Below are 23637 nucleotides of genomic sequence, written 5' to 3' on the forward strand. Positions count from 1 at the left end.
CACAGCATCCGTTCCAGACCAGAGATAGATCCACGTTGTGATGACTTCGACTGTTGAATTTAGCCCACCCATGCTGAATGGGGTTACGGCAAGTAAAGTATTCCTGCAAGCGACAGCTGATTCACCCAAGACAGTCTATTCCTATCTCTGTGCACAATTTCCACATATTGAGTCGAGCGAATGGCAATCCCGTTTCGATAATGGTCTGGTTTATGATGCTCAGGGCAACACCTTAACCATCGAAAGTTCTTTTCAAGCAAATACTCATTGTTTTTATTATCGTTTTTTGGCACACGAAGTGCATGTTCCTTTTCAGCATCAGATTCTATTTGAAAATGAGCATCTGCTGGTCGTAGATAAACCGCATTTTCTGACCATGAGTCCTACTGGACAATATGTACAGGAAACCTTGCTGGTACGCCTAAAACAGCAAACTGGAAATGAACATCTTACTCCGATTCATCGATTGGATCGTGAAACGGCAGGTGTGGTGCTGATTTCAAAATGTGTGCAATCGCGTGGCGTTTATCAGCAAATGTTTGCGACTCGGCAGGTACAGAAAACCTATCATGCGATTGCGGCTTATCGTGATGATTTAAGTTTTCCGCTCATCACAAAGTTGAAAATGGAGAAAGGCCAGCCCTTTTATACCATGCAGGTGGTAGAAGGAGAACCTAATAGCGAAACCGAAATTCAATTGCTGCAACATGATCAGCAATGGGGCAAATATGAGCTAAAACCACATACAGGAAAGCAGCATCAGTTAAGGGTACACTTAAGTCATTTGGGGATTCCGATCCAGAATGATCCTTTTTATCCGCAGGTTTCCCATAAGGCGGATGATGATTTTTCTGCACCGTTACAGCTACTGGCCAAACACATTCAGTTTACGGATCCAGTTACCCAAAAGCAGATGCAATTTAGCTCTAAACTTGAATTGACACTGTAAATCTCTTGTCATTACAGATTATTTTCTAAAAACGGCAACTTGAGGATTGAAATCCCGAAGTTATCGATTAGAATAAGGCGAAAAGTTAAGTAATTTAAAGCTTTGAAAATATTATGAGAAAAACTGAAGTTTATCAAATTCGCCTGGATTCCCAAGAAAAGAAACAGGCATTTGCAGTATTTAAACAATTGGGGATTACGCCGGCTCAGGCAGTTCGTCTTTTTTTTAAACAGGTGGTTCTGACCAAATCAATCCCCTTCTCGATTGAAAATCAGAATATTAATCTGGAACAGCTGATCAAGTTACGCAAGCAGAAACAGAGTGAACTAAAGTCAGAACAAACTTCAAGTCCAAGTGCTACAGCGATTCCAGCAGATCATCAGGAAATGAATCTGGATGATGATCATTTTGATTTATTTGAAGAACTGAATGCTATTTTAGGTGAAAGCGACAAAATTTAACATTGTTGCATTTACGAACAATTCTTAAGTTTCTCTCCTTTCAAACTTCGCTATGCTTGATGTTAATGATAAATAATAAAATTAACATGGAGTAAGCCGATGATCGTGCGACGCGCCCAGTCAGAAGATCTACCTAACCTGGCCGTTTTATTTGATGAGTACCGTCAATTTTATGGTACTTCTTCCAATCTGGATTTATCTTACGAATTTTTGAAACAGCGTTTTGAAGATGGTCAAACTGTCATTTTTATCAACACTAAGGATGATATTTTTACCGGATTTATTCTGCTGTATTTAAGATTTTCCTCAGTCGCATGTTCTACTTATTATGTGCTGGACGATGTCTATATTAGCCCGCCTTATCGCCGGCATGGTGCAGCCAAACAACTGATTGATACTGCTATTTTATTTGCCCGGCATGAAAATGCGCTTCGAATCAGCCTGGAAACGCAAAAAACCAATTATCAGTCACATAAACTTTATGAGTCACTTGGATTTATTCAGGACAATGAATTCGTGACATTCCATTGTTTCCTGAAATAAATACTAGACTTTATCCGGTACGGAATTTTGCCTGTGCCACTTGTTCTGCGTCCAGATAGGTCCATTCCCCTATTGCCAGCTCATTCAAGGCCAACGCACCAATCTGGGCACGATGCAGCTGTTCCACTTTATTGCCAACAGCTGCCAGCATACGTTTCACCTGATGATAAACCCCTTGATGAATGGTCATTTGCAGACGATTGTCATCCAGACGAACAATATCTGTAGCAGCAAAGGTGCCTTTTTCATTTCTCAATTCCACACCCTGTTCAAGCTGTTGAATCTGCTCATCTGTTACGGGATCGGCAGTAGTCATCTGATAGACTTTCGCTACATGTTTCTTAGGATGGGTCAACGCTTGTAAAAACTGACCATCATCCGTCAGCAATAACAGTCCGGTGGTGTCCTGATCGAGACGACCTACACATTGGATTCCACGGTTTAACAAGGTATCATCAAACAGATCAAATACACTGAAATGATGGGTAGCCTGATGTGAGCATTCATAATCTTGAGGCTTATTGAGCGCGATATATACTTTTTCCCGATAGCGATACTCATGACCATAGACGCTAAAGGTCAGATCTTGCAGATTCAGCTTATGCTTGGGGTTATCGATGAGTTCGCCCTGAATCGAAACAGCACCATTTTTAATCAGTTGCTGACAATGTTTTCGTGAACCAAAACCTTGTGATTGCAACATTTTTTCCAATAGCATCTGTCTAAACCTGTTTAAATGAGCGATAGGCGCATTCTATACTGAAAACTAACCAGATTCAGTTCTTATAAGGTCTTCTCCCTTTAAATGGCTAAAAAGCCTATAATCCTGTGACTTTTCATTTTTCCTATCTCCTCATGTCCCAACTTGATCTGAATCTGCTTGTTCTTCTGGTTCTACTGGCTTGCGGTATTTTTAGTCATAATACTGCTGTGACCATTGCTGCGGCCGTGTTGATTGTCCTGAAAATTACGCCTCTCAATGAACTCTTACCTTATGTACAGCAACATGGCCTAAATATCGGGATTATTATTTTAACCATTGGCGTATTGACTCCGATTGCTAGCGGGAAAATTCCTGGTGACAGTATTCTTAAATCATTTCTGAGCTGGAAATCTTTACTGGCAATTGCAATCGGTCTATTTGTTGCCTGGCTTGGTGGACGTGGGGTGAAACTGATGTCGAGTCAGCCTGATGTCGTTGCAGGTCTATTAATTGGTACAGTCGCAGGTGTCGCGGTACTTCGTGGTGTCCCTGTCGGGCCATTAATTGCAGCCGGGATTTTATCGTTATTGATTGGAACGCAATAAGCCTTTAACCATGATTGTGCAATATTCTTAAAAATTAATATTCTAAAATTAAGAACTGCAAAGTATTAAATCACATGATCAGCGACATGGATGTCGCTCGTTGGATTGAGGTACAGGATGTACCTTCAATCCAACAAAAGATTTTTGTTACTTTTGATCTTTCAAAAGTAAAAGCTCACGTTAAATACTAAAATTTAAAAACTCAAATTTTATTCCACAAACAGCAAAGCCAAACGTACCTGATCATAACCCATACGCGGACTGGTCAGTTCCACGATCGGACGTAATTTAATACTGCCGTCATCATTGAAATGATCTGAGTTTTGACGTTTAGTCAGACGCTTATAAATCTTGCGGACTTGTTCAACAACTTCCTCACCCGGATGAGCTACTGAGATATCCAGCCCTTGCTCTTTATGCAAACGTCCTAAATGATTAATAATAGTGGCAGGTGTCAAGCCACGTTCAGTGGCAATATCGGAAATCTCATAACCTTCTTCAAACAATTCACGGGTTTCATCCAAGGTTGCAGTCGCGTAGTTTTGCTTGCCACCATTTTTGGCAATTTTCTTCTCATTACGCTGGATCTCGACTTCATTCAAAGTACCACCACAATGACGGATAAAGGCCTTATGCTGTACAGTCAAATCCACGTTTTCAAAATTCGCTTCAGCTTCATCCGACAGTTCCCGAAAGCGGCGATCAGCTTTAATGGCAAGACTATCCAGTTCCAGAGCCTGTTCATTAAAGCCTTTCAAACGTAGACCATTTAAGCTTTTCAAACGGGATAATGCTACATAACCTTGACCTTTTTCAAAGGTATGGCTCAAGTCAATCTCAGCAGCTTCTAGCGTCATGCCTTGAGACTTATGAATGGTAATCGCCCAAGCCAGACGTAATGGAATCTGCTGGAAACTGGCAATGGTTTTGCCTGCTTCATTATCCACCGACCAGGTTTCAGGCTCTACAATTAATGTAGTTCCATCTGTCAGTTTGACCTTTGGCAGCACGCCATGCTCATCATCATCTTCAAAGCCAATTACTTCGCCCAAGCTGCCATTGATATAGCCCATATCAAAGTTATTTTTCACGAACATGACCTTGGCATGTTTTTTCAGGGTTAAGGCTTCGGGTGCACGGACTGAAGACTTTAAGGTTTCAATCAGTTTTTCATTACCATCACATTGCGCATCAAACTGGCGTGAATCCTGATCAATTTCATTCAGATGCTTAAAGTTAATGCTGTCGACATCCATATTGTGGGTATAGAGACGTGTATAGGTATCGCCAATATCCTGCTGACGTGTACCCTGTAGCGCTGAACGATGTTCAGGTGAAATGGCCTGCGCACGAATGGCATTCAGAATATCATTCAGATAGTCATTACCCTGACGATGCTGCTCGGTCAGATAACAAATCCGAAACTTGGCTTCAACCCAAGCATCCGACATAAAGCAGAATTTATCGCGGTTACGCTCATCATTTTTCCCAACGGGTGGTAACTGGAAAAAGTCCCCTGCTATAATGACCTGAATCCCACCAAAAGCTTCATCACTTTCCTTGAAATATTTTAGCACCTGATTGACCAGATTGAGCTGCTTGGCATGCAGCATAGAAATTTCATCAATAATCAGAACTTGCGCATTTTCCAAGTGTTCTTTCAGGTATTTACGCTCTTTCATGCGCTTCAGGTCTTCTTCAGACAAAAAGTCTTTGATCCCGATTCCGGCCCAGGTATGAATGGTCATACCATTCATATGCGTTGCCGCAATACCAGTCGATGCAGTAATAGCGACCGATACCTTACGGGCTTTCAGATAATTAATATATTGATTGAGCGTATAAGTTTTCCCTGCACCCGCAGAACCGGTTAAAAAGACATTTTCCCCTGCTTTTAAGAGTTTAAGTGCAGTTTCCTGTTTCATAAAAGAGATACCGTAAAAGAACGGCTATAGCCTAACGATTTTTGCCGGAAAAGTTAAGCTTCACGGACAGAAAAGCATTGAATCAGGTCAAGCCTGCAGGTTTAACCAGTTAATAAAATGCTGGGCAATATTGATATATTCAACTTCCGCTTTTTGATTATTTGGATACTCAAGCTGGTCAAAGATGACTTGGTCATTCTGCAACTGACAGCCTAAAATCAGAGGTAATTTGATTGCAGGATGTGACATGCGAAAAGCCACATATTCACCTTCGACTATACGCTGTGCATAACTTGCAGCCAGACAGTTCCGGAATATTCTGGCCTCTTCAATAATCCGCTCTAGTGTTTTCAACTCCTCAAAACGCCAATTAAAATACAGTAGAAAATGTGCTTGTGTGAGCGGCCTCCAGCTGGCAAGCGCAAAGTCTTTTTTGAGCTTGGCAATAATTTCCTGCTTCTGAATCTGCTCATGCCAGGCAACTGCCTGCATAAATAAACTGGTCCAGCTTAAATTCTTAGGCACTTCTGTTTGAGTAGAAAAATACTCCGGCAGATAATCGCGGATATAACCGTCAAAACAGGATTCCCGCACATGCCGGGCGTGTAAATAAAAACGCTTCCTGAACTCTACAAATGGAATCTGGTTACGTTGTAGCACGTTATAAAAATTACGGTCTTGCTGAGTTTGAGGCCGAATATAAGCCAGCACATCCTCAGGCAAATCACAGGTAATCTTATACAGATACTGCATATAAGCCTGTATCACCCGACTTAAGTTAGCATAGACCCTTTTGGTCATCTGATCATCCATTGCCACTACATCTCGCAATAATCCGATCCATTCATCCAGATATAAAATCGATGGACTAATCGCAATACGATGATCCTCAATAGCCTGACGCGTCCCTTTGAGAACAACTGTTCGATTCCGCTCATGCTCAAACCAGCAATGCTGAAGAGCATATTGATGAACATCATCAATAAACAGACGTGCTGCGATATATTGAAAATATTGCAAGGTAGCTAAAACAATCTGCGGATGAACATGATGCGTATCGATAAAGCTTAAAGCTGTTGCCGCCACCCGCACACTACTATGTTGAATATTGCTGCTCAGCCAATCCAAAATTTCCGCAGGCTGTTTAAATAACCAGTTCACTACCCGATGACAGTCAAATAAAGGAAGTTTGGCGACTTTTTTCTGCCATAAATAAGGATTATTTTCCAGAAAATTGCGTTTGGATAGCAGATCACTCCGATGCCAGCTATCACGATTCATCAGCCGTACAAAGCCCAGTAGATGACTTTGCTCTTCGGCATGCCGATACAGCAAACGGATATCGTCAATATGGTCATTCAGTTCATGCAGATTGAACCGGTTTTCAAAGGATAAAGAGATAATCCGGTAGGTCGCTGGGTGCAGAAACTCAGGCGCACTGAAACAGAATGCATCCAGACTGTCCATCACTGACTGAATCGATAGAAACTCATCTGGCTGCAAATATTGCAAGGAAAAGATTTGCTGTAGCTGTTTTAAAACATGCGCCGGAATCTCATGTCCACTTTGAAGACAATTACTGATACAAGGCTGAGTATAAACACTTCGGCTTTAATCATAAAGGAGTCGATGATTTCAGCCTGCACAAGCGACATCTGTTTTAAGCAATTAGCAACTCGGTCAGGCGCATTAACCCATATATAGACTTGATCAATAATAAGTTGACGGAGCTGTTTGGCTTTATCACGTAAAAACAGGGAATGCTGGGGCTTTAAATCGCCAGTCAGAAAGTAAATATCCTGAAAAAAAAATTCTTCCAAAGCCTCTGCTTTAGCCAGCCTGGAATCAATCTGCATTTCTGCTAAGGCATGGGGACTTTCCAGATTTAAATCTTGAGGTGTATATAGCTGTATATTTAATAAGCCATTAAGCAGATCAATTCGATGCTCATCCTGATGAATCCTGAACAAATTCTGGGCATTCACATGACCAATAAGCGCCATTTGATCCAGATACAGCTGATTTAACTCAGGAAAAATACTGAGGCATTGTTCAGCGAGCTGTCTGAATGGCAGTAACAAACCCTCCTGTTCCATATTTCCCCCTTCGTTTTAACCCTATTGAGTTACAGACCTACTGAATTTCAATCCTTTAAAATCGCTTTTTCCTTTCTATTACAGAAATTGAAGCATGGTGATTTTTTAGACGATTCGATCTCAATGTAAAGCAAAGCAGGAATGATGAAAAGACCTAGACTTCATCTTGCCGACGTCTGTCAGCCAACAGTTCTAGCCCCTGATAGATCTTGTGTTGTAAATACTCACGAAAATCAATCAGATCATTCTCGTGCTGCACATGATGAATTGGCTGCCGCGGCATAAACTGAAAATAAAAAGGCAAGCGTTTGGGAAACAGATTTTTAGGTAAGGAAGGAATCACGTCACCATGACGTAATAATTTATTGAGTTGGGGAATTTTTAATAATTTTTGAAAATACTTATGTTGAATGATCTTATTGGCATCAAATCCAATCTCATAGATTTCATCACCGCCGAGTGCAGCAAAAGGGACTATATCGTATTGAAACTCTTGAGCCAGCTTAAGGAAGCCATAACGCTCTTTCCAAATCAGCTGATACTGCTCACCTTCCCGTTTCAGCACTTCACGGCCACCCCCCGGAAAGACCAGAATCGAGTAGCCTTGCTGCATGGCCGAGCGGACATAGTCCTGTATGCCATCAATAGCACCAAATTTCTTCACTGCTTCACGCCATAGCGGCACATAAAAATGGCTATGATCAGCAATACTGACCACAGCCACTTGATGTTCATTGTACAGGTAATCAATCAGCATTGGCGCATCAAAGATGCCATACATGGAATGATTACCGACATACATTGCAGGTCGACTGGCATCAATATTTTCAGCCCCTAAAAAAGTAGGCGTGAAATACAGTTTGGATAAGGCACTTAAGCGCCTGATCCATGCTGCGTCATGCTTGACCTGCAAAATATACTCGGCTTACGCCACGCGTTTTTGTACCAGGATTGAACCCACTGAATAGCCTGCACCAAATGAACACAGTACGCCATATTCGCCGTCTTCAACTTCATTTGCAGTACGATGTAAGGCAATAATGACACCTGCGGAAGAAGTATTGGCAAACTCATTCAGAATGATAGGTACCAGACCTGGTTTGGCATTTTCTTTACCCACTACCAGTTTCAGAATCAATTCATTCATGCTGGCATTGGCTTGGTGCAACCAGAAGCGTTTTACATCTGTAGGTGCAATATGATTTTTCTCAAGTTGAGCAGTAATCATCTTGGCAACCAGTGGACACACTTCTTTAAATACCTTACGACCGTCCTGACGGAAACGTTTGTCGTCAATATCTGCATTTTCAGACGTATTCAGGAAGCCGAAGTTATTACGGATATTGTTTGAGAACTGGGTAAATAATGATGTATCCAGAATCTCGAAACCGGTTTTAGTTTCAGTATCTTCAATGATCGATGCAGTTGCGACATCACCAAAAATAAAGTGACAGTCACGTGAACGGAAATCGGTATGTGCAGAGGTAATTTCGACATTTACCAGCAATACACGACGTGCACCTGCTTTGATGGCATCGGCAGCCTGTTTTAAACCAAAAGTTGCTGCTGAACATGCGACGTTCATGTCATACGCATAACCTTGAATACCCAGAGCAGTCTGGATTTCAATCGCAACCGCAGGATAAGCACGTTGCAGATTTGAACATGACAGGATCACAACATCGATATCTTCAGCAGTGACACCAGCATTTTCCATCGCCTGTTTTGCTGCGATCACGCCCCATTCTGCCTGAAGGGAAATTTCATCATCTGAACGTTCACGTAGATTTGGACGTAAACGTTTTGGATCGAGGATGCCAGTTTTTTCTGACACATAACGGCGTTGTACGCCTGACGCTTTTTCAATAAATTCTGCGCTAGAACCACGACGCGCATCTAATTCGCCTGCAGCGATTTTATCTGCATTTTCGTGATTATACAGTTCCACATAAGCATTTAAACTTTCAACTAACTCTTCATTGGTAATGACATCTTCCGGATGGAACAAGCCAGTACCCGTAATACGGATGCCCATGTAAAACTCCTTCTCAAAATGACCTATATCTTAACTGATTCCAAGACGTTCCCATACTTTTTGCAGGCGAGTTGGAGAAACGGGTGTTTTCGTTTTCATCGGTTGAGAAAACAATGAGATCCTTAACTCCTCAACCATAAAATACAATTCTTTAAGGCGAGCGTCATTTTTAAACTTAAATAATTTTTCCATCCACGGATCAATTTGGTCAATGGCGGAATCATCCCTCTGTAGGTTATTTGGCAAGCGCTCTAAACGCAAGATCAGGGCTTTCAAATAACGTGGAAATTCTGACCATACGTCGGAAGGTTTCCGATAAACGAAGTCAGAAAGATTCATCAAATCAAGCTGATCCTCAATGTCATCAATATTTTTTCCAAATATAGATGGGTCTAAAACCAGTAATTTACGACGGATTTCCTGCCACTGGATATAAATATCCGTGATTTCTTTCAGTGCAGTCTGGCCATGTGTCAGGAAAGATTTTTTTACATCCTCTACCAACTTTTGGAACTCTTGCATATTGACAGGCAGCTCATTAATTGACAGGTGCAGTGTGGCATAAACTAACATTTGCTCCAGTTGAGCCTTATCGCCAAGCGGTGAATATGCCAGTGCCAGCGGTTTGGAAATCTGTTTTTTCAGCTGACGCACCAGATCTCCGAGCTGCATATGCACCAGTCGGATAATCCCTTCACGATGCTGTTTGACGGCTTCAGCCTGATCATTAAAGGTCTGAATCACGACACCAGATTCATCTTTCTGTTCCAGTGCAGCAAAGTCTTTGGTCGGAACCAATGCCTGATATTGCTTGACCACTACACCCGTCACTTTCTGCGACGCTTCAAAGACAAAGTTTTCCGGGAAGGTTTTAAACTCACCTTTTAACTGTTTCACCGGACTATGAGTTTCAGTACGGCAACGGGCTTTTAGCTCGGCCAGATCACGGCCTTGTTCAATCACGTGACCTTTTTCATCTATCAACTTGATCAAAGGCAAGAGATATTGCTCAACCCGATCCAGACTAAAATCTTTTTCTGTAATCTGCTCGCCACGCAACTGGAAAGCCAGAAAACTGAAAATATGCTCACGTAAATTGACTGCATCAATACGGGCTGCCAGCTTTTTCGCAGTATCTGGAATCGGCACCAGACTACGGCGTTTATCTTTAGGCAAAGTCTTTAATAAAGCTTCGATCAGTTCCAGACGCCAGCCTGGAACCCCCCATGACCAGATATTTTCATCGACCTGCGGCAAAGCCTGCAGCGGGATTTTAACCGTTGCACCATCTTCATCATGACTTGGGTCAAAACGGTAACTGGTCGCCAGGCGCAATTCACCATTACGTAAATAATCCGGAAATTGTTGTGTGGTCGGACGATCATTCAGCCACAGCGCATCATCATCAATAAACAGATAACGTGGATCATGTGGCTCTACCGTGGCACGCCAGTCTTCAAAACTACGGCGACTCGCCACTTCTGGCGGCACTTTGGAGGCATAAAACTGGTAAATAGTTTCTTCATCCACGACCAAGTCACGACGGCGTAGCTTGTCTTCTACCCGTTCCACTTCTTCCAGTTTCAGCAAATTATGCTTCAGGAATGGGGGATTAATACCGAGATTGCCAGTAGTCAGTGCATCACGCAGGAAGATTTCATGTGCAGCTGGCTGATCCACTTTCTCATAATTGACCGGACGTTTCGGTTCAATGATCAGGCCGAATAACGAAATCTGATCGTATGCATTTACGACACCTGCTTTTTTCGACCAGTGCGGCTCAAAATAATGATGTTTTAGCAAGTCACGCGCAGCCAGCAGAATCCATTCCGGCTCAATCTTCGCTAGAGTCCGTAAATATACCTGCGAGGTTTCAACCATTTCAAAAGCCATTACCCATGGGGTATTGGTTTTGTGCAGCGTTGATGCCGGGAAAATCCGTGCTTTCTGCTGACGAACTGCCATAAACACATTACGTTCATCAGTCTTGTTGGCAATAAAAGACAGTAAGCCAGTCAATAAAGCGCGATGCAGATTTTCATAACTGGCTTTCTTTTCATTAAAGGACAGTTTTAAGCCTTTAGCCAGATCCACCAGCTGCTCATGAGTTTTCTTCCATTCACGCAGACGTAACCAGCTCAGGAAATGATTCCGTGCAAAAGTACGGCGTTTGTTTTCGCTCATACTTTCACGGTTGTTATGCAGGGTATCCCAGAGCTTGATATAAAACAGGAAATCTGAATCTGCTTCACGGAACAAGGCATGTTTCTGATCAGCCTGCATCTGCTTATCCGCAGGACGTTCACGTGGGTCTTGTACTGCCAGCGCCGCGACAATCACCAAAGCTTCATTCAATGCACCAAAATGCGCACCGCCAAGAATCATTCGCGCCAGACGTGGATCAATTGGCATTTTTGCCATTTGCTGACCGATCTTGGTTAGAGAATCTCCCTTGCCTTGAAGTCCTCCTTTCGTAAAGGAGGATTTAGGAGGATTAGTAGAATCTCCCCCAACCCCTCTTTCAGAAAGAGGGGCTTTACTCTTCTCCACCATTGCCCCAAGCTCAATCAAGAGCTTGCGACCATCATTGACCAGGCGGTGATCTGGTGGCTCAATGAAATCAAAATCTTCCAGTGAACCTAGGCCCAGACTTTGCATCTGTAAAATAACGGATGCCAGATTGGTCCGTTTAATCTCAGGTTCGGTAAATTCAGGACGACTTAAAAAGTCCTCTTCACTGTACAGACGAACACAGACGCCTGGCGCAATACGGCCACAACGGCCTTTACGCTGATTGGCAGCAGCTTGAGAAACTGCTTCGATCGGTAAGCGCTGCACCCGTGAACGATAGTTATAACGGGAAATACGGGCAAAACCGCTATCAATCACATAACGGATATTCGGCACAGTCAGTGCAGTTTCTGCTACGTTGGTGGCGATAATAATCCGCCGACCGCCACCGGATGGATTAAAGATCTTTTGCTGTTCTGCTAATGCTAATCGTGCGTAAAGTGGTAACACTTCAGTATGGCGTGGACCATGCTTGATCAGGGTTTCCTGCAGTTCACGAATTTCCTGTTCGGTACTGGCAAAAATCAGGATATCGGCATGTTCCGGATGACCTTTTTCCTGTGCATCCTGAAAACATTCTTCTACTGCTGCAACCACTGCACGTGGCAAATTTTCTTCAAAATCATCAAACTCGTCGTCATCACTGCCGACAATGCTCATTTCAGAAATTGGACGATAACGCACTTCTACCGGATAGCTACGTCCCTCCACTTCATAGATCGGTGCGCCATTGAAGTAGTTACTGAAACGGTTTACGTCCAGCGTTGCCGAGGTAATGATCACTTTTAGATCTTTACGACGCGGCAAGAGCTGCTTGAGATAGCCCATGATGAAATCGATATTCAGCGAACGTTCATGCGCTTCATCGATGATAATGGTGTCGTATTTGGTCAGGAACCGGTCATTGGCCAGCTCTGCCAATAAAATACCATCCGTCATCAAACGGACGATCGAATCCTGCGAGCCCTGTTCATTAAAACGGACTTTAAAGGAAATTGACTCACCCAGTTTCTCGCCAACTTCTTCTGCAATACGCTGTGAGACGCTACGCGCAGCTAGACGACGTGGCTGGGTATGGCCAATCAGACCAGTCAGGCCTCGACCTGCCAGCATGGCGATTTGTGGTAATTGCGTAGTTTTACCGGAACCGGTTTCACCAGCCACAATAATGACCTGATGTTGCTGGATCGCTTCAATCAGCTTGTCTGCATACTGGGTAACAGGCAGATCCTGATTCAGCTTGATATTGGGAATGCGTTCGATACGCTGCATGACTTTGGCATGCGATTTTTCAAATAATTCTTGATATTGCTTTTGGTTGGCATCTTTACCTTTTTGGAGTCGATTTAAACGATGACGGTCACGCGCCATAACGAGCTGATCTACATTTAAAGGACTCTGCACTGAGAAAACACCTGATATAAAAAAAGACAATAGGCAGCTATTTTACGCTGTATTGCCCCTAAGCGAAAGAACGGCCATTTTGAATATTTTTATAATTTTTTAATTTTTGCCCTTGAATTTTACTGCTTGCGGCATCATGTCTGAATAGGCATTAAATCGGGGTGAGTCTTGTCATGATGTATTCACCATTCTACGGTTGAATCATTTATATCAAGAGCAATGCTGTTTGTGCTGATGGTGTTTTATTTTTAGCTTAATTCGGTTTTTCCGATGTATGTTATGTAAAAATACTGTTTCAGCAAGAAAAATAATTTCTGTACCCTATTGGAAATTAAATACAAACCTCAATCATGGAGACAATGATGAGCTTAATTAATACTGAAGTTAAACCGTTCAAAACAACTGCGTTCCAAAATGGTAAATTCATCGAAGTAACAGAAGCTGACCTTAAAGGTAAATGGTCTGTAGTATTCTTCTACCCAGCTGACTTCACTTTCGTTTGCCCAACTGAACTTGGCGACCTTGCTGACAACTACGAAGAATTCAAAAAATTAGGCGTTGAAATCTACTCAGTTTCTACTGACACTCACTTCACTCACAAAGCTTGGCACGATTCTTCTGAAGAAATCAAAAAAATCCAATACGTAATGGTTGGCGATCCTACTTGGACTCTTGCTAAAAACTTCGACGTACTAATCGAAGCTGACGGCCTTGCTGACCGTGGTACTTTCGTGATCGATCCAGAAGGTAAAATCCAAATCGTTGAAATCAACGCTGGCGGTATCGGTCGTGATGCTCAAGAACTTCTTCGTAAAGTTAAAGCAGCTCAATATGTACACGCTCACCCAGGCGAAGTTTGCCCAGCTAAATGGAAAGAAGGCGACGCAACTCTTGCTCCTTCAATCGACCTAGTTGGTAAAATCTAATCTGTATTAGATTGAACTGATTTAAAAAAACCACGCTTTTAGCGTGGTTTTTTTATTTGAACATTTATTTGATTGCTCTATTGGCCAAACGTTTTATTTTCCTTTTTCTTCTATCTAAAGCCATCCTGCCAAATCTTTATTTTTCACTTTAAAGATCATATAAAAATCAGGCATGCATATTGCATCCTCTCCATAACAATCCCCTACTTATGCTTACAATTCAGTTATACATCTTCAATGTCAGTTGGCATAAGTTCAAGACATAAGATAATAATATTCAGTGGAGGAAAACGTATGCAAAAACTGCTAACCGTGATCTCATGGGCTTATAGTCCTTCTAGCCGCCACCTGAAAATCATTTATAGCAATGGCGATATAGAGCTCTACCATCCTGTTCCCGAATTTGTTTATGACAACCTGTTAAGACGACAAGATAAAATGGCCTTTGTACAGAAATATCTTGAATACAACTTACATTTCGACCGAGTTTGCCTGTTTTAATTTAACTAATTTCTGCTTAACGATAAGTCACTATGAGTAAGCCAGCTCCAATCGGCAATGTACTCATGATAAAACCTGAATCCTGCTGGATCAGCTGAATAAATTCTTCTACTTCCGCAGCATGTGAAATCACATTATCCACCAGCAATACTCCACCTTTTGGCTTGAGCAATCGGGCCAAATGGGTCCAATAATCCACATAAGCATCACGTTCCGCATCTAACAATATAAAATCAAATACGTCCTGCTCAGCTTGCAGATAATACAAGGCATCTGTCACTTTAAAATCAATCAAATCCTTTAAGCCTAGCTGATTTGCATACTGCTCGGCCTGCGCAACTCTTTCTGCATCTATTTCTAATGTTGTAATCATCGCTTGAGTCTGCCGGGCAGCTTCGGCCAGCCATAAAGTGGAATAGCCTGTAGAAGTCCCAATTTCCAGAATACGTTTGGACTGCTGGGCACGAATGAGTAATGATAAAAATCGGCCTGATTCAGGCTCAATATTTCGATAGCGTTGCAGACGTTCAGTTTGCTGAAGATCATGCGCATGAAAGGTCTTATACAGTTCCTGCATAAAACTTTCAAAATGTTGTAATTGATTCATTGCTCTTCCCTGAGGTGATCTAAATAAATTTTTTATGGATTGATTAAAGTGCCTGAACCAATTTAAAGCGTTCTACTTCACGATCATCACTGGTGATAATACGTTCAGTAAACATGGATAGTGGTCGTACCCAAATTGAATAGTCCCCATAAAGGCATTGATAAACCACTAGTTTTTCTTCTGTTTCACTATGCCTTGCCATATGCAGGACCTGATAAAGCTTGCCTTTATAATGTTGATAAATACCGCGTTGTAATTCCATCGTTCAACTCTCAAATGCAGAATTCCAATCTTAACCGAAAAAGAGCAATATCATTCTAAACTACTTGAAAATTCATGCTAAGCACCCAGATATAAGCTTGAAATTAATCATGAATTTTTCAATACATTTGCAAAACCGATTAAATTTATAAAAACAAACTGTTTTATCTATTTATCGATTTAGCTTAGTATCTACTTATCGAATGAATTCTTACTCCTTTGGAGACGTTAGCAATGTTAGATCAAAATACTTTAGCTCAATTAAAAACACTACTTGAACGTTTGGAGGGCCCGATTGAATTAGTGGCAACTCTGGATGGCTCTGACAAATCAGCCAAAATCAAAGAACTGGTTGAGGAAATCGCCCAGCTTTCTGATCTAGTGACTGCCCGTTTTGATGGTACCAACAAACGTGCACCAAGCTTTGGTGTGGCAAAAGCCGGTGAACAGCCTCGTGTGTTCTTCGCAGGCTTGCCGATGGGCCATGAGTTTACTTCCCTGATTCTGGCATTGCTGCAAACTTCAGGCTATGCACCAAAAGTCTCTGCCGAAGTTCTGGAATCGATTAAAGGTTTAGGCATTAAATCTGACTTTGATGTATTTGTCTCTTTAAGCTGCCATAACTGTCCTGATGTGGTGCAGGCATTGAACCTGATTGCCATCTATAACCCGGGTACCACAGCAACCATGATCGATGGTGCTTTCTTCCAGGAAGAAGTAGAAGAACGTAAAATCATGGCCGTACCGATGGTCTTCCAGGACAATGAACATATCGGTCAGGGTCGTATGACACTGGAAGAAATCATTGCCAAACTGGATACCAATGCCGCAGCCAAAGACGCGGAAAAACTGAATGCCAAAGATGCATTTGATATCCTAGTGATTGGTGGTGGACCTGCAGGGAATACTGCAGCGATCTATGCAGCACGTAAAGGCATCAAAACTGGCATCGTGGCTGAACGCATGGGCGGTCAGGTGATGGATACCATGGACATTGAAAACTACACATCAGTGCAAAAAACCCAAGGTCCAAAATTTGCGGCTGAAATGGAAGCACACGTGCGTGAATACGGTGTTGACATCATGAACCTGCAACGCGTGTCTGACATCAAAGGTGCAGATCGCACAGCCAATGGTCTGGTAGAAGTGACTTTAGAAAATGGTGCCAAACTTGAATCTAAAACTGTGATTTTATCTACCGGTGCACGCTGGAGAGAAATGAATGTTCCAGGTGAAGCAGAATACAAAACTCGTGGTGTAGCGTATTGCCCACACTGTGATGGTCCACTGTTCAAAGGTAAACGTGTTGCAGTGATCGGTGGTGGTAACTCGGGTGTAGAAGCTGCAATTGACCTTGCGGGTATCGTTGAGCATGTAACGCTGGTTGAGTTCGATACTAAACTTCGTGCGGATCAGGTATTGCAGGACAAACTGAACAGCTTGCCAAATACGACTGTGATCAAAAATGCACTTTCTACCGAAGTGATCGGTGATGGTTCACAAGTCACAGCGTTGAAATACAAAGACCGTGCAACTGATGAAGAGCACACTGTTGAATTGGCAGGTATCTTCGTTCAGATCGGTTTGTTGCCGAACACTGACTTCCTGAAAGGAACCGATGTTGAGCTAACTAACCGTGGTGAGATTGTGATTAACGAGCGCAACGAAACCAATGTGAAAGGTGTATTTGCTGCAGGTGACTGTACCACTGTTCCTTACAAACAGATCATCATCGCGACTGGTGAAGGTGCCAAAGCATCATTATCTGCCTTCGACTACATCATCCGTTCTGGTCAGTAATCCTTAAAATTCATGAATTAAAAAAGCCCGCGTAATGCGGGCTTTTTTATATCTTAAAGCTGATTTATTCCTGTAGTAATTGAGCAGCCAGTTTTTCAATATTTCCCATTTCAGGATGTACAGCAGCAATATTAGCTAAAATCGTGACTGCTTTCTTCTTGTTTAAATCAATCATCAAAATAGCAGAATGCCCTGCGGTATTTCCCCCATGCCAGATGATTTTGGTGCCATTTTCCTGTTCTCGCACAAACCAGCCCAATCCCAATTGGTAGCTACCTGCTTGTTCTGTGGTTGCTTGCTGAGTTAATTGTACTGCCGCATTTTTTGCATCGAGCTGAGCTTGTGCAAATCTGGTTAAATCTGAAGCTGTAGAGAGTACGCCGCCCGCAGGTAAAAAGGTATCAAATACCCAAGTGGTGATTTCTTTTCCTTGGGCATCAAATGCAGGTACAAGCTGCTTAGCTGCTTGATCAAGCGAGGTATAGCTATGTTTCATCCCATACTTTTTAAAGACATATTCATTAAGTAACTCAGCAAAATCCTTATTTTGTGATTGACTCAAACTCTGTCCCAATAAAGCCACAGCCAAATTAGAATAATGTGGCACTTTTCCACTGTTATTTGCATGTTCAAGCTCTAAGGAATTTTTTAAATATTCTTCCAGTTTAGCTGCATCATATTCCTTATATGGATCAGTATCATCATCTACTTCCAAATTACTCGGTAGTCGTGGCAGTCCAGACGTATGATTGGCTAAATCCTGAAAGCGAATCTGGATATTTTCCTTGAATGGAAAGGCATAATAAGGATTAATCTTGTCATCGAGTTTAATTTTATTTTGTGTCACCAGTTCAGCCAATATAGTTGATGTCATTACTTTGGTCAGAGAACCGATTGCAAAGACTTTATCCTGATTGGCCTGGGCCTGGATTTTGTCCTTATGCTTCTGTACTCCATAGTAATGGGGTTTGTCCTGATCTAATACCGCTATCGCTACTTGAGTTTGTTCTGGAAAAGTACGAGTAGCCTGATAAATTTTCTCTGCAATCGCTTTTGGATAGCCTTGAATAGCATTGACTGTCTTATTATTTGCTGCGGTAGATTCGATATAGGGCGTAAATAAAAGGCCGGAAATCTGTTGATCATTATTCAAACTCATGCTGAGTTTCAGACGGTCTTTTTCAAAGTTGGCCTTATAGACTGCAGTCTCTTTACCTTTAGACTCTATATACTTAAGACTTTGTATTTTGCCGAGTTGCTGCTGTAAGTCTTTAGAGACTTTTTCAAACATATTTAAAGGAATCGCCTTTTTCGCTTCAGGTGAAAACTTTTCAAAAATTGCTGCATAATTTTGCGCATTAAAATCCTGCTGAAACTGGGCAATAACTTCCTTTTCAATATCCGATTGTGCATAAAGACTGCTCATATAGAGCAAGGATGATAAAAACAGTGATATTTTCTTCATGAGATCAGTATTGTTCCTTAAGTTTATAATGCACTTTCATAAAAATTATTGAAATTAAACATTTTTATAGACTTAATACAGTGCAACGAATAGTTAAAAAATAAGCAAAATATATTCCATATCATTCTATTTTTTAGGGCAGATCAATTCATCTAAGTTCTTGCCCTATCTATTTCCCATTTTATACTTGTTGTTCTTAAGCTCCACTCGAACTGGTTCAAAAATTGCTTATGAATTGATAGATAGCATAGTTAATTATTCCAGAGAAATTTCTCGGAATAACTTAATGATGTTATGTACTTAGCCAATTATTATTTGTTTTCCTCACTGAGACTTGGGTAACTTTTTGTTATATGACTTGTCAGCGTCTAATTGCATCATTAACATGACATGCAGACCTGAAATAAAAGTCCGTGAAAGATAACAAAAAAAATATCAGAAATGTAATGGAGCTTAGCAATGTACTATCAATATCACTGTGCGTGCTGCGATAAAGTTGTGGAAGCTGGCCAAAAAGAATGTCATGCCTGTGGCTCACATAATATTCGCAGCCCTTATGGTTTTTGGATTTTATGTCTGGTGGCCTGTCTGGTTACTGCAATCGCGTTCAAGGTAATGCATGTTTATATCCAGTCACAGCAGCAGGAAGTGCCAGCTCAGTCGTCTTTATTTGATGTGCTGCAACAAGATAATAAACGTCCGCGCTAATTTTTTATCCTCCAGCAAGACCTGACTTGGATCAGGTCTTTTTTATGCGTTTTTAACTTGAATATGAAACGCTGCCAGAATAGAAAATTTGAATTACAATAAGTCATCTTGCAGTGAGAGATGAAAATGGTTCAGTTAATTAAAAAAGGCGGCTTACGTGAGCGTGCCAATCGCAGTCGCAGTTATCAGGGTTCGGAAAATACTGAGGCCACCCTTAAACCGAATCGTTATCAGTCTCCAGTGCAGAAACAGGATCATCCAGTTTCTGACGCTTCCGCTGCACAGCAGCTTTCTAACGAAAACTCCTCTGTCACTCCATCAAATTAAGATTTTTAGTTCATTAGAACCAGCGCGTCATACCATAACCAGACTGCAAAAATCAGGAATAACCCGCCTGAAATCATATCGATATAACTTCCTGATCGCTGGTAAGCCTCTTTAATTTTAGGATGGGAAATTAATAGCATCAGTAAAGTAAAAGTGATAAATGTTTGCAGTGGAATAATCACTGCCAGTTGTGCTTTTAAATAATCAGAAGCTGATGAACTCAGTGCAAGTGAAAATACGCTACTGAAATAGATCAGGGTTTTGGGATTCGACAGATTAGTCAATAAACCCTGCATAAAATAACTTTTTGGTGCTTCTACCGTATTTAAATCATCTTGAGTTTGATGTCTGTTCTGAAAACTTTGCCAGCCACTTTTTAGCATGGCCCAGCCCATTTTGGCCAAAAATAGCCCACCGATGACCATCAATACTTGCTGAATCCAGGGAAACTGATCGATCAGTACGGTAAAGCCAGCTAGCGTCAATATCACCCAAACCACGATCCCCGCTGAAATTCCGGCAATCACCTTTAAGGCATTCATACGTGTCGTAGAAGCAGCACTTTTTGCGATAAGTAAAATGTCAGGACCCGGGCTTAATTGAGCAACAAAATGCAGAAAACAGATGGTAAAAAGCAAGGACATTTAAAAAAGATCAAATGGTAAAAAAACTATTATAACTTTTGTTTAATGAAATTAGAAAGTTCCAATAAAAAAGCCGAATCATGAGATTCGGCTTGAAGTATTTATATTGAAAGCGTGATTTTATTTCTTGTTCACATCTTTCATTTCAATTTTCTTGGCTTCCGGGGTCACTTCACGGGCTTCACCATCAATAATGGTCGAATCACCATGCCCCCCCTGCTGGTTCTGCATATCCTGCATTTGACGCATCATTTCAGCAAACGGGTTTTGACCTGCACCTCCACCGACATCGCCCATCATGCCACCCATCATTTTTTCCATCATGGCTTGCTGACGTTTCATCATCATTTTCATCATGGCTGCCTGGAAAGCACGTTGTACAGGTGGAATCAGCATTAATACCGCAAGCACATCACTAATCAAACCAGGAATCAGCAGGAAAAAGCCGGCTAAGATTTTAGGCAAATTATTTGATAATGCTGGATCTGCACTCATCTGTCCCATCTGCATTTGCTGCATTTGTGGCATTACACCGGCCGAATATTTCCGGATCAGGTTCATACCGATAAAGAAGGCCGCTACGAACCAGAAAAATACGTACCACATGCTCCCGACAAGGTCACCCACGCCAATCCATACAAATACTTCGAGGACTAAGCCGGCCAGGATAATAAGAAATAATTTCATGAAAATTAATCTAATCTCAGTAAAATAAATATTAGGATGCTGTAATCAACTGCTTCATCAGGATCAAGCTTTTTTGATACGCTTATGTAACAATATGGGCATTATTTTATTTTTAAAGTGCAGGCATGTCATTAATTATTGGGATTGATCCCGGTTCGCGTCTAACAGGTTACGGTATCATCCAAAAAGAAGGTTCAAAACTCACTTTTGTTGATGCAGGAACGATTAGAACTGAAACAGCGGAAATGCCTGAACGTTTAAAACGAATCTTTGCTGGTGTCGAACGAATTGTCAAATTTTACGGCCCGACCGAGGCTGCGGTGGAACAGGTGTTTATGGCACAAAATCCGGATTCTGCTCTCAAACTGGGTCAGGCTCGTGGTGCGGCAGTCGCAGCCTTGGTGAATCTGGATCTGAAAGTTGCCGAATATACGGCACGGCAGATCAAACAGTCTGTTGTGGGCTATGGCGCTGCAGACAAAGAACAGGTTCAGATGATGGTTATGCGTATTCTGAACCTGACAATCAAACCGCAACAGGATGCTGCCGATGCACTTGCTGCTGCGATTTGTCATGCTCATGCTTCAGGCAGCATGAGTAAAATGGCTGTATTGAATGCCTTGGGTGGTATGGCACGTGGGCGCAGTCGGGTCAGCACCCGCCGCCGTTAGTCTTCAGTTAATACTTTAAAATCTTGAAAATCAGCGTCTTGAAGATTCAAACTCTGCTGATGAATTGCAGTGACTTCTGCACGTTGTGGTCCAGTTCTGCTGAGCTGGATCATTTCCCGAACAATCGTTTCCTTCCCCACAATGATAGCCTCAACTTCGCCTGTTTCCAGATTACGCACAAAACCCTTTAAACCTAATTGAATTGCTTGTTGTTCAAACCAGCGACGGTAGCCCACGCCCTGCACTTTGCCCTGAATGATCAAATGAATGGCCTGCATTTTTATTTTCCTTAGTGGTTCACAACCTGGTAAATGGCATGTTTCATATCTTGTGCCTGCAAGCCGCGCTCCCCATTTTTTGCCAGCAAATCGCCTGCAAGTGCGTGCAAAGTTACGATCTCATGTAAATGAATGGCATCTTTAAATTGGGCTTTCAAACTGGCGATCATGCCAGCAAGTACATCTCCCATTCCTCCGGTTCCCATACCGGCATTGCCTGCGGTACAGATGAAAAGAGCATCTTCTAAAATCAGGCTACCTGAACCTTTGAGCACCCATTGTCCCTGATATTTTTGCTGGAGCTGTTGAATTGCCTGAATACGATCTGCTTCGACTTCTGATGCTTTCATTTCTAACAAAGTAGCCGCTTCACCCGGATGTGGTGTTGCATAAGTATGGGCATTCAACTTTTGTGGTGATTTTGCCAGAAACCACAAGGCGTCTGCATCGAGAACTGTCTCCAGTTCTGATTGCTGAATCAGGTCAAACCAGTATTTATATTGCTGTTCAGCCCAAGTATCTCGTCCTAACCCCATACCAAAACAGACAGCATCCACATGACGAACTAAAGCTTGGCGTTGCTCAGCATCTAGCGCATTAATATCACGCAGCATGATATTCGGAGCACGTGACAAAATGGCAGTATGATGTTTGGCATCACAAACCACAGTGACCTTACCTGCACCGGCAGCAAAGGCTGCCTCAGCTGCCATAATGACCGCACCGCCCATATCGGCATGCCCCCCAATTACGAGCACATGCCCATAACTGCCCTTATGTCCAAAAGCTTCACGTTTAGGCAGATGAATTTGAGTCGAGGAAATTTGAGCTATCGGCACAAGTTCAGCATCGGGAGGAATAACCGAGATGACCTCTACCTTGCCGGCATATTCTTTGCCTTGTCCGGTAAATAGTCCCGCCTTTAAACCTAAAACAGTAAAACTATGATCTGCCTTAATGGCAACCGGCAAAGGCTGTCCGGTATTGGCATGCAGTCCGCTTGGAATATCCACTGCAATTTTAAGACCTTGCTGGGCATTAATGCTTTGAATAATCTGTTGCCAATTTTCATTCAGATCACGGTTCAAGCCGATCCCAAATAAGGCATCAATATAGACATCATATTGTTTCTGAAAATTAAAACCTGAATAAGTGGGTATACCGATTTGCTGAGTTTCCCGGATTGCTTGAGCCAGATCCTGTGATGGATTGGGTTCTGCTGCATAAATATCTATTTCAAAACCGGCCTGTTTTAAATATTTACCTATCAGATAACCATCACCGGCATTATTACCCTGACCGCAACACACAGCGATTCGGGTCAATTGCTGTTGTTCCAACAAAGGGATGAGTCGCTGCGCAATCGACCATGCTACCTGTTGCATCAAACCATAAGAACTATTTTGCTTGCCAAACCAGCGCTGCTCCCATGCTTGTATATTGCGGCTATGATAAACTTGCTGCTGCATT

Annotated in this window: 22 protein-coding genes and 1 pseudogene; 10 read left to right on the forward strand and 13 right to left on the reverse strand. The window is 42.1% G+C overall.

All coding sequences use genetic code 11. From position 1 onward, the window contains the following. Nucleotides 1-40 precede the first annotated feature (40 nt). From G5T77_RS04930 to G5T77_RS04940, 3 genes are all read left to right on the forward strand, one after another. Complete coding sequence (locus G5T77_RS04930) at nucleotides 41-949, forward strand: RluA family pseudouridine synthase (protein WP_166139455.1); 909 nt, start codon at nucleotides 41-43, stop codon at nucleotides 947-949. A gap of 113 nt (nucleotides 950-1062) precedes the next feature. Continuing rightward, a complete protein-coding gene (locus G5T77_RS04935; RefSeq protein WP_166139413.1) occupies nucleotides 1063-1410 on the forward strand; it encodes a type II toxin-antitoxin system RelB/DinJ family antitoxin in 348 nt (115 codons plus the stop codon). A 99-nt stretch (nucleotides 1411-1509) separates the two neighbouring features. Next, on the forward strand, nucleotides 1510-1953 hold the full coding sequence (locus G5T77_RS04940) for a GNAT family N-acetyltransferase (RefSeq protein WP_004784033.1): 444 nt from the start codon (nucleotides 1510-1512) through the stop codon (nucleotides 1951-1953). A gap of 10 nt (nucleotides 1954-1963) precedes the next feature. Here the strand turns inward: G5T77_RS04940 and G5T77_RS04945 are convergent, their stop codons facing one another. Then, nucleotides 1964-2671, reverse strand: coding sequence for a 16S rRNA pseudouridine(516) synthase (locus G5T77_RS04945; protein ID WP_166139411.1), 708 nt, complete (start codon nucleotides 2669-2671; stop codon nucleotides 1964-1966). A 137-nt stretch (nucleotides 2672-2808) separates the two neighbouring features. Between G5T77_RS04945 and G5T77_RS04950 the strand changes: the two genes are divergently transcribed. Then, entirely contained in the window at nucleotides 2809-3261 is a 453-nt protein-coding gene (locus G5T77_RS04950; RefSeq protein WP_159124011.1) for a DUF441 domain-containing protein, read from the forward strand. Between the two features lie 209 nt (nucleotides 3262-3470). Here the strand turns inward: G5T77_RS04950 and G5T77_RS04955 are convergent, their stop codons facing one another. The 5 genes and pseudogenes from G5T77_RS04955 to hrpA all read right to left on the reverse strand — a co-directional run bounded on the left by G5T77_RS04955 (nucleotide 3471) and on the right by hrpA (nucleotide 13292). Then, nucleotides 3471-5186: an AAA family ATPase gene (locus tag G5T77_RS04955; RefSeq protein ID WP_166139409.1), complete on the reverse strand. Its 1716-nt coding sequence runs from the start codon at nucleotides 5184-5186 to the stop codon at nucleotides 3471-3473. Nucleotides 5187-5273: 87 nt separating this feature from the next. After that, a pseudogene (locus G5T77_RS04960) lies at nucleotides 5274-7282 on the reverse strand (hypothetical protein). 154 nt (nucleotides 7283-7436) lie between these two features. Beyond that, on the reverse strand, nucleotides 7437-8195 hold the full coding sequence (locus tag G5T77_RS04965) for a 1-acyl-sn-glycerol-3-phosphate acyltransferase (protein WP_159124014.1): 759 nt from the start codon (nucleotides 8193-8195) through the stop codon (nucleotides 7437-7439). A gap of 12 nt (nucleotides 8196-8207) precedes the next feature. Beyond that, nucleotides 8208-9317: a beta-ketoacyl-ACP synthase III gene (locus tag G5T77_RS04970; RefSeq protein ID WP_004784039.1), complete on the reverse strand. Its 1110-nt coding sequence runs from the start codon at nucleotides 9315-9317 to the stop codon at nucleotides 8208-8210. Nucleotides 9318-9347: 30 nt separating this feature from the next. Beyond that, nucleotides 9348-13292, reverse strand: a complete 3945-nt coding sequence (gene hrpA / locus G5T77_RS04975) for an ATP-dependent RNA helicase HrpA (protein ID WP_166139407.1) — start codon at nucleotides 13290-13292, stop codon at nucleotides 9348-9350. 362 nt (nucleotides 13293-13654) lie between these two features. On the opposite strand from hrpA, the gene ahpC reads away from it, so the two are divergent. Further along, nucleotides 13655-14218 carry an alkyl hydroperoxide reductase subunit C gene (gene ahpC / locus G5T77_RS04980; RefSeq protein ID WP_004784041.1) on the forward strand — a complete coding sequence of 188 codons (564 nt, stop codon included), beginning with the start codon at nucleotides 13655-13657 and terminating at the stop codon, nucleotides 14216-14218. A 294-nt stretch (nucleotides 14219-14512) separates the two neighbouring features. Further along, a complete protein-coding gene (locus G5T77_RS04985) occupies nucleotides 14513-14719 on the forward strand; it encodes a KTSC domain-containing protein (protein WP_004784043.1) in 207 nt (68 codons plus the stop codon). 16 nt (nucleotides 14720-14735) lie between these two features. Here G5T77_RS04985 and G5T77_RS04990 read toward each other — a convergent pair whose 3' ends face one another. Further along, entirely contained in the window at nucleotides 14736-15326 is a 591-nt protein-coding gene (locus tag G5T77_RS04990) for an O-methyltransferase (RefSeq protein ID WP_166139405.1), read from the reverse strand. A gap of 43 nt (nucleotides 15327-15369) precedes the next feature. Continuing rightward, nucleotides 15370-15588 (reverse strand): DUF1653 domain-containing protein, encoded by a 219-nt coding sequence (locus G5T77_RS04995; protein ID WP_166139403.1) that lies wholly within the window; start codon nucleotides 15586-15588, stop codon nucleotides 15370-15372. Between the two features lie 233 nt (nucleotides 15589-15821). Here G5T77_RS04995 and ahpF point away from each other — a divergent pair, with 233 nt between their 5' ends. Then, a complete protein-coding gene (gene ahpF / locus G5T77_RS05000; protein WP_166139401.1) occupies nucleotides 15822-17387 on the forward strand; it encodes an alkyl hydroperoxide reductase subunit F in 1566 nt (521 codons plus the stop codon). Nucleotides 17388-17451: 64 nt separating this feature from the next. Here ahpF and G5T77_RS05005 read toward each other — a convergent pair whose 3' ends face one another. Further along, entirely contained in the window at nucleotides 17452-18852 is a 1401-nt protein-coding gene (locus G5T77_RS05005; protein ID WP_166139399.1) for a serine hydrolase, read from the reverse strand. A gap of 459 nt (nucleotides 18853-19311) precedes the next feature. Here G5T77_RS05005 and G5T77_RS05010 point away from each other — a divergent pair, with 459 nt between their 5' ends. Continuing rightward, complete coding sequence (locus G5T77_RS05010) at nucleotides 19312-19560, forward strand: hypothetical protein (protein ID WP_004784054.1); 249 nt, start codon at nucleotides 19312-19314, stop codon at nucleotides 19558-19560. 126 nt (nucleotides 19561-19686) lie between these two features. Then, a complete protein-coding gene (locus G5T77_RS05015; protein ID WP_005236199.1) occupies nucleotides 19687-19887 on the forward strand; it encodes a hypothetical protein in 201 nt (66 codons plus the stop codon). 5 nt (nucleotides 19888-19892) lie between these two features. Here G5T77_RS05015 and G5T77_RS05020 read toward each other — a convergent pair whose 3' ends face one another. Next, on the reverse strand, nucleotides 19893-20531 hold the full coding sequence (locus G5T77_RS05020) for a LysE family transporter (protein WP_159124496.1): 639 nt from the start codon (nucleotides 20529-20531) through the stop codon (nucleotides 19893-19895). A 120-nt stretch (nucleotides 20532-20651) separates the two neighbouring features. Then, nucleotides 20652-21218, reverse strand: a complete 567-nt coding sequence (locus G5T77_RS05025; protein WP_159124495.1) for an FxsA family protein — start codon at nucleotides 21216-21218, stop codon at nucleotides 20652-20654. A gap of 125 nt (nucleotides 21219-21343) precedes the next feature. On the opposite strand from G5T77_RS05025, the gene ruvC reads away from it, so the two are divergent. After that, entirely contained in the window at nucleotides 21344-21889 is a 546-nt protein-coding gene (gene ruvC, locus G5T77_RS05030; RefSeq protein ID WP_004784062.1) for a crossover junction endodeoxyribonuclease RuvC, read from the forward strand. On the opposite strand, the gene G5T77_RS05035 is transcribed toward ruvC, so the two are convergent. Both G5T77_RS05035 and G5T77_RS05040 read right to left on the reverse strand, forming a co-directional pair. Then, nucleotides 21886-22167 carry an acylphosphatase gene (locus G5T77_RS05035; protein WP_166139396.1) on the reverse strand — a complete coding sequence of 94 codons (282 nt, stop codon included), beginning with the start codon at nucleotides 22165-22167 and terminating at the stop codon, nucleotides 21886-21888. The genes ruvC and G5T77_RS05035 overlap by 4 nt on opposite strands. 11 nt (nucleotides 22168-22178) lie before the next feature. Then, nucleotides 22179-23636 (reverse strand): NAD(P)H-hydrate dehydratase, encoded by a 1458-nt coding sequence (locus G5T77_RS05040; protein WP_166139394.1) that lies wholly within the window; start codon nucleotides 23634-23636, stop codon nucleotides 22179-22181. Between the last annotated feature and the right edge of the window lies 1 nt (nucleotide 23637).

It is taken from the genome of Acinetobacter sp. GFQ9D191M, from assembly GCF_011174875.1.
GTDB lineage: Bacteria > Pseudomonadota > Gammaproteobacteria > Pseudomonadales > Moraxellaceae > Acinetobacter.

Excerpts from the sequence above, each read along its gene's own strand:
- G5T77_RS04990 (WP_166139405.1), bottom strand. The coding sequence starts at position 15,326 with ATGAATCAATTACAACATTTTGAAAGTTTTATGCAGGAACTGTATAAG.
- G5T77_RS05010 (WP_004784054.1), top strand. The coding sequence starts at position 19,312 with ATGTACTATCAATATCACTGTGCGTGCTGCGATAAAGTTGTGGAAGCT.
- G5T77_RS04935 (WP_166139413.1), top strand. The coding sequence starts at position 1,063 with ATGAGAAAAACTGAAGTTTATCAAATTCGCCTGGATTCCCAAGAAAAG.
- G5T77_RS05020 (WP_159124496.1), bottom strand. The coding sequence starts at position 20,531 with ATGTCCTTGCTTTTTACCATCTGTTTTCTGCATTTTGTTGCTCAATTA.
- G5T77_RS05015 (WP_005236199.1), top strand. The coding sequence starts at position 19,687 with ATGGTTCAGTTAATTAAAAAAGGCGGCTTACGTGAGCGTGCCAATCGC.
- G5T77_RS04940 (WP_004784033.1), top strand. The coding sequence starts at position 1,510 with ATGATCGTGCGACGCGCCCAGTCAGAAGATCTACCTAACCTGGCCGTT.
- G5T77_RS05005 (WP_166139399.1), bottom strand. The coding sequence starts at position 18,852 with ATGAAGAAAATATCACTGTTTTTATCATCCTTGCTCTATATGAGCAGT.
- ahpC (WP_004784041.1), top strand. The coding sequence starts at position 13,655 with ATGAGCTTAATTAATACTGAAGTTAAACCGTTCAAAACAACTGCGTTC.
- G5T77_RS04970 (WP_004784039.1), bottom strand. The coding sequence starts at position 9,317 with ATGGGCATCCGTATTACGGGTACTGGCTTGTTCCATCCGGAAGATGTC.
- ruvC (WP_004784062.1), top strand. The coding sequence starts at position 21,344 with ATGTCATTAATTATTGGGATTGATCCCGGTTCGCGTCTAACAGGTTAC.
- G5T77_RS04930 (WP_166139455.1), top strand. The coding sequence starts at position 41 with ATGACTTCGACTGTTGAATTTAGCCCACCCATGCTGAATGGGGTTACG.
- G5T77_RS05040 (WP_166139394.1), bottom strand. The coding sequence starts at position 23,636 with ATGCAGCAGCAAGTTTATCATAGCCGCAATATACAAGCATGGGAGCAG.
- G5T77_RS04995 (WP_166139403.1), bottom strand. The coding sequence starts at position 15,588 with ATGGAATTACAACGCGGTATTTATCAACATTATAAAGGCAAGCTTTAT.
- G5T77_RS04985 (WP_004784043.1), top strand. The coding sequence starts at position 14,513 with ATGCAAAAACTGCTAACCGTGATCTCATGGGCTTATAGTCCTTCTAGC.
- ahpF (WP_166139401.1), top strand. The coding sequence starts at position 15,822 with ATGTTAGATCAAAATACTTTAGCTCAATTAAAAACACTACTTGAACGT.
- G5T77_RS04955 (WP_166139409.1), bottom strand. The coding sequence starts at position 5,186 with ATGAAACAGGAAACTGCACTTAAACTCTTAAAAGCAGGGGAAAATGTC.
- G5T77_RS05025 (WP_159124495.1), bottom strand. The coding sequence starts at position 21,218 with ATGAAATTATTTCTTATTATCCTGGCCGGCTTAGTCCTCGAAGTATTT.
- G5T77_RS04950 (WP_159124011.1), top strand. The coding sequence starts at position 2,809 with ATGTCCCAACTTGATCTGAATCTGCTTGTTCTTCTGGTTCTACTGGCT.
- G5T77_RS05035 (WP_166139396.1), bottom strand. The coding sequence starts at position 22,167 with ATGCAGGCCATTCATTTGATCATTCAGGGCAAAGTGCAGGGCGTGGGC.
- G5T77_RS04945 (WP_166139411.1), bottom strand. The coding sequence starts at position 2,671 with ATGCTATTGGAAAAAATGTTGCAATCACAAGGTTTTGGTTCACGAAAA.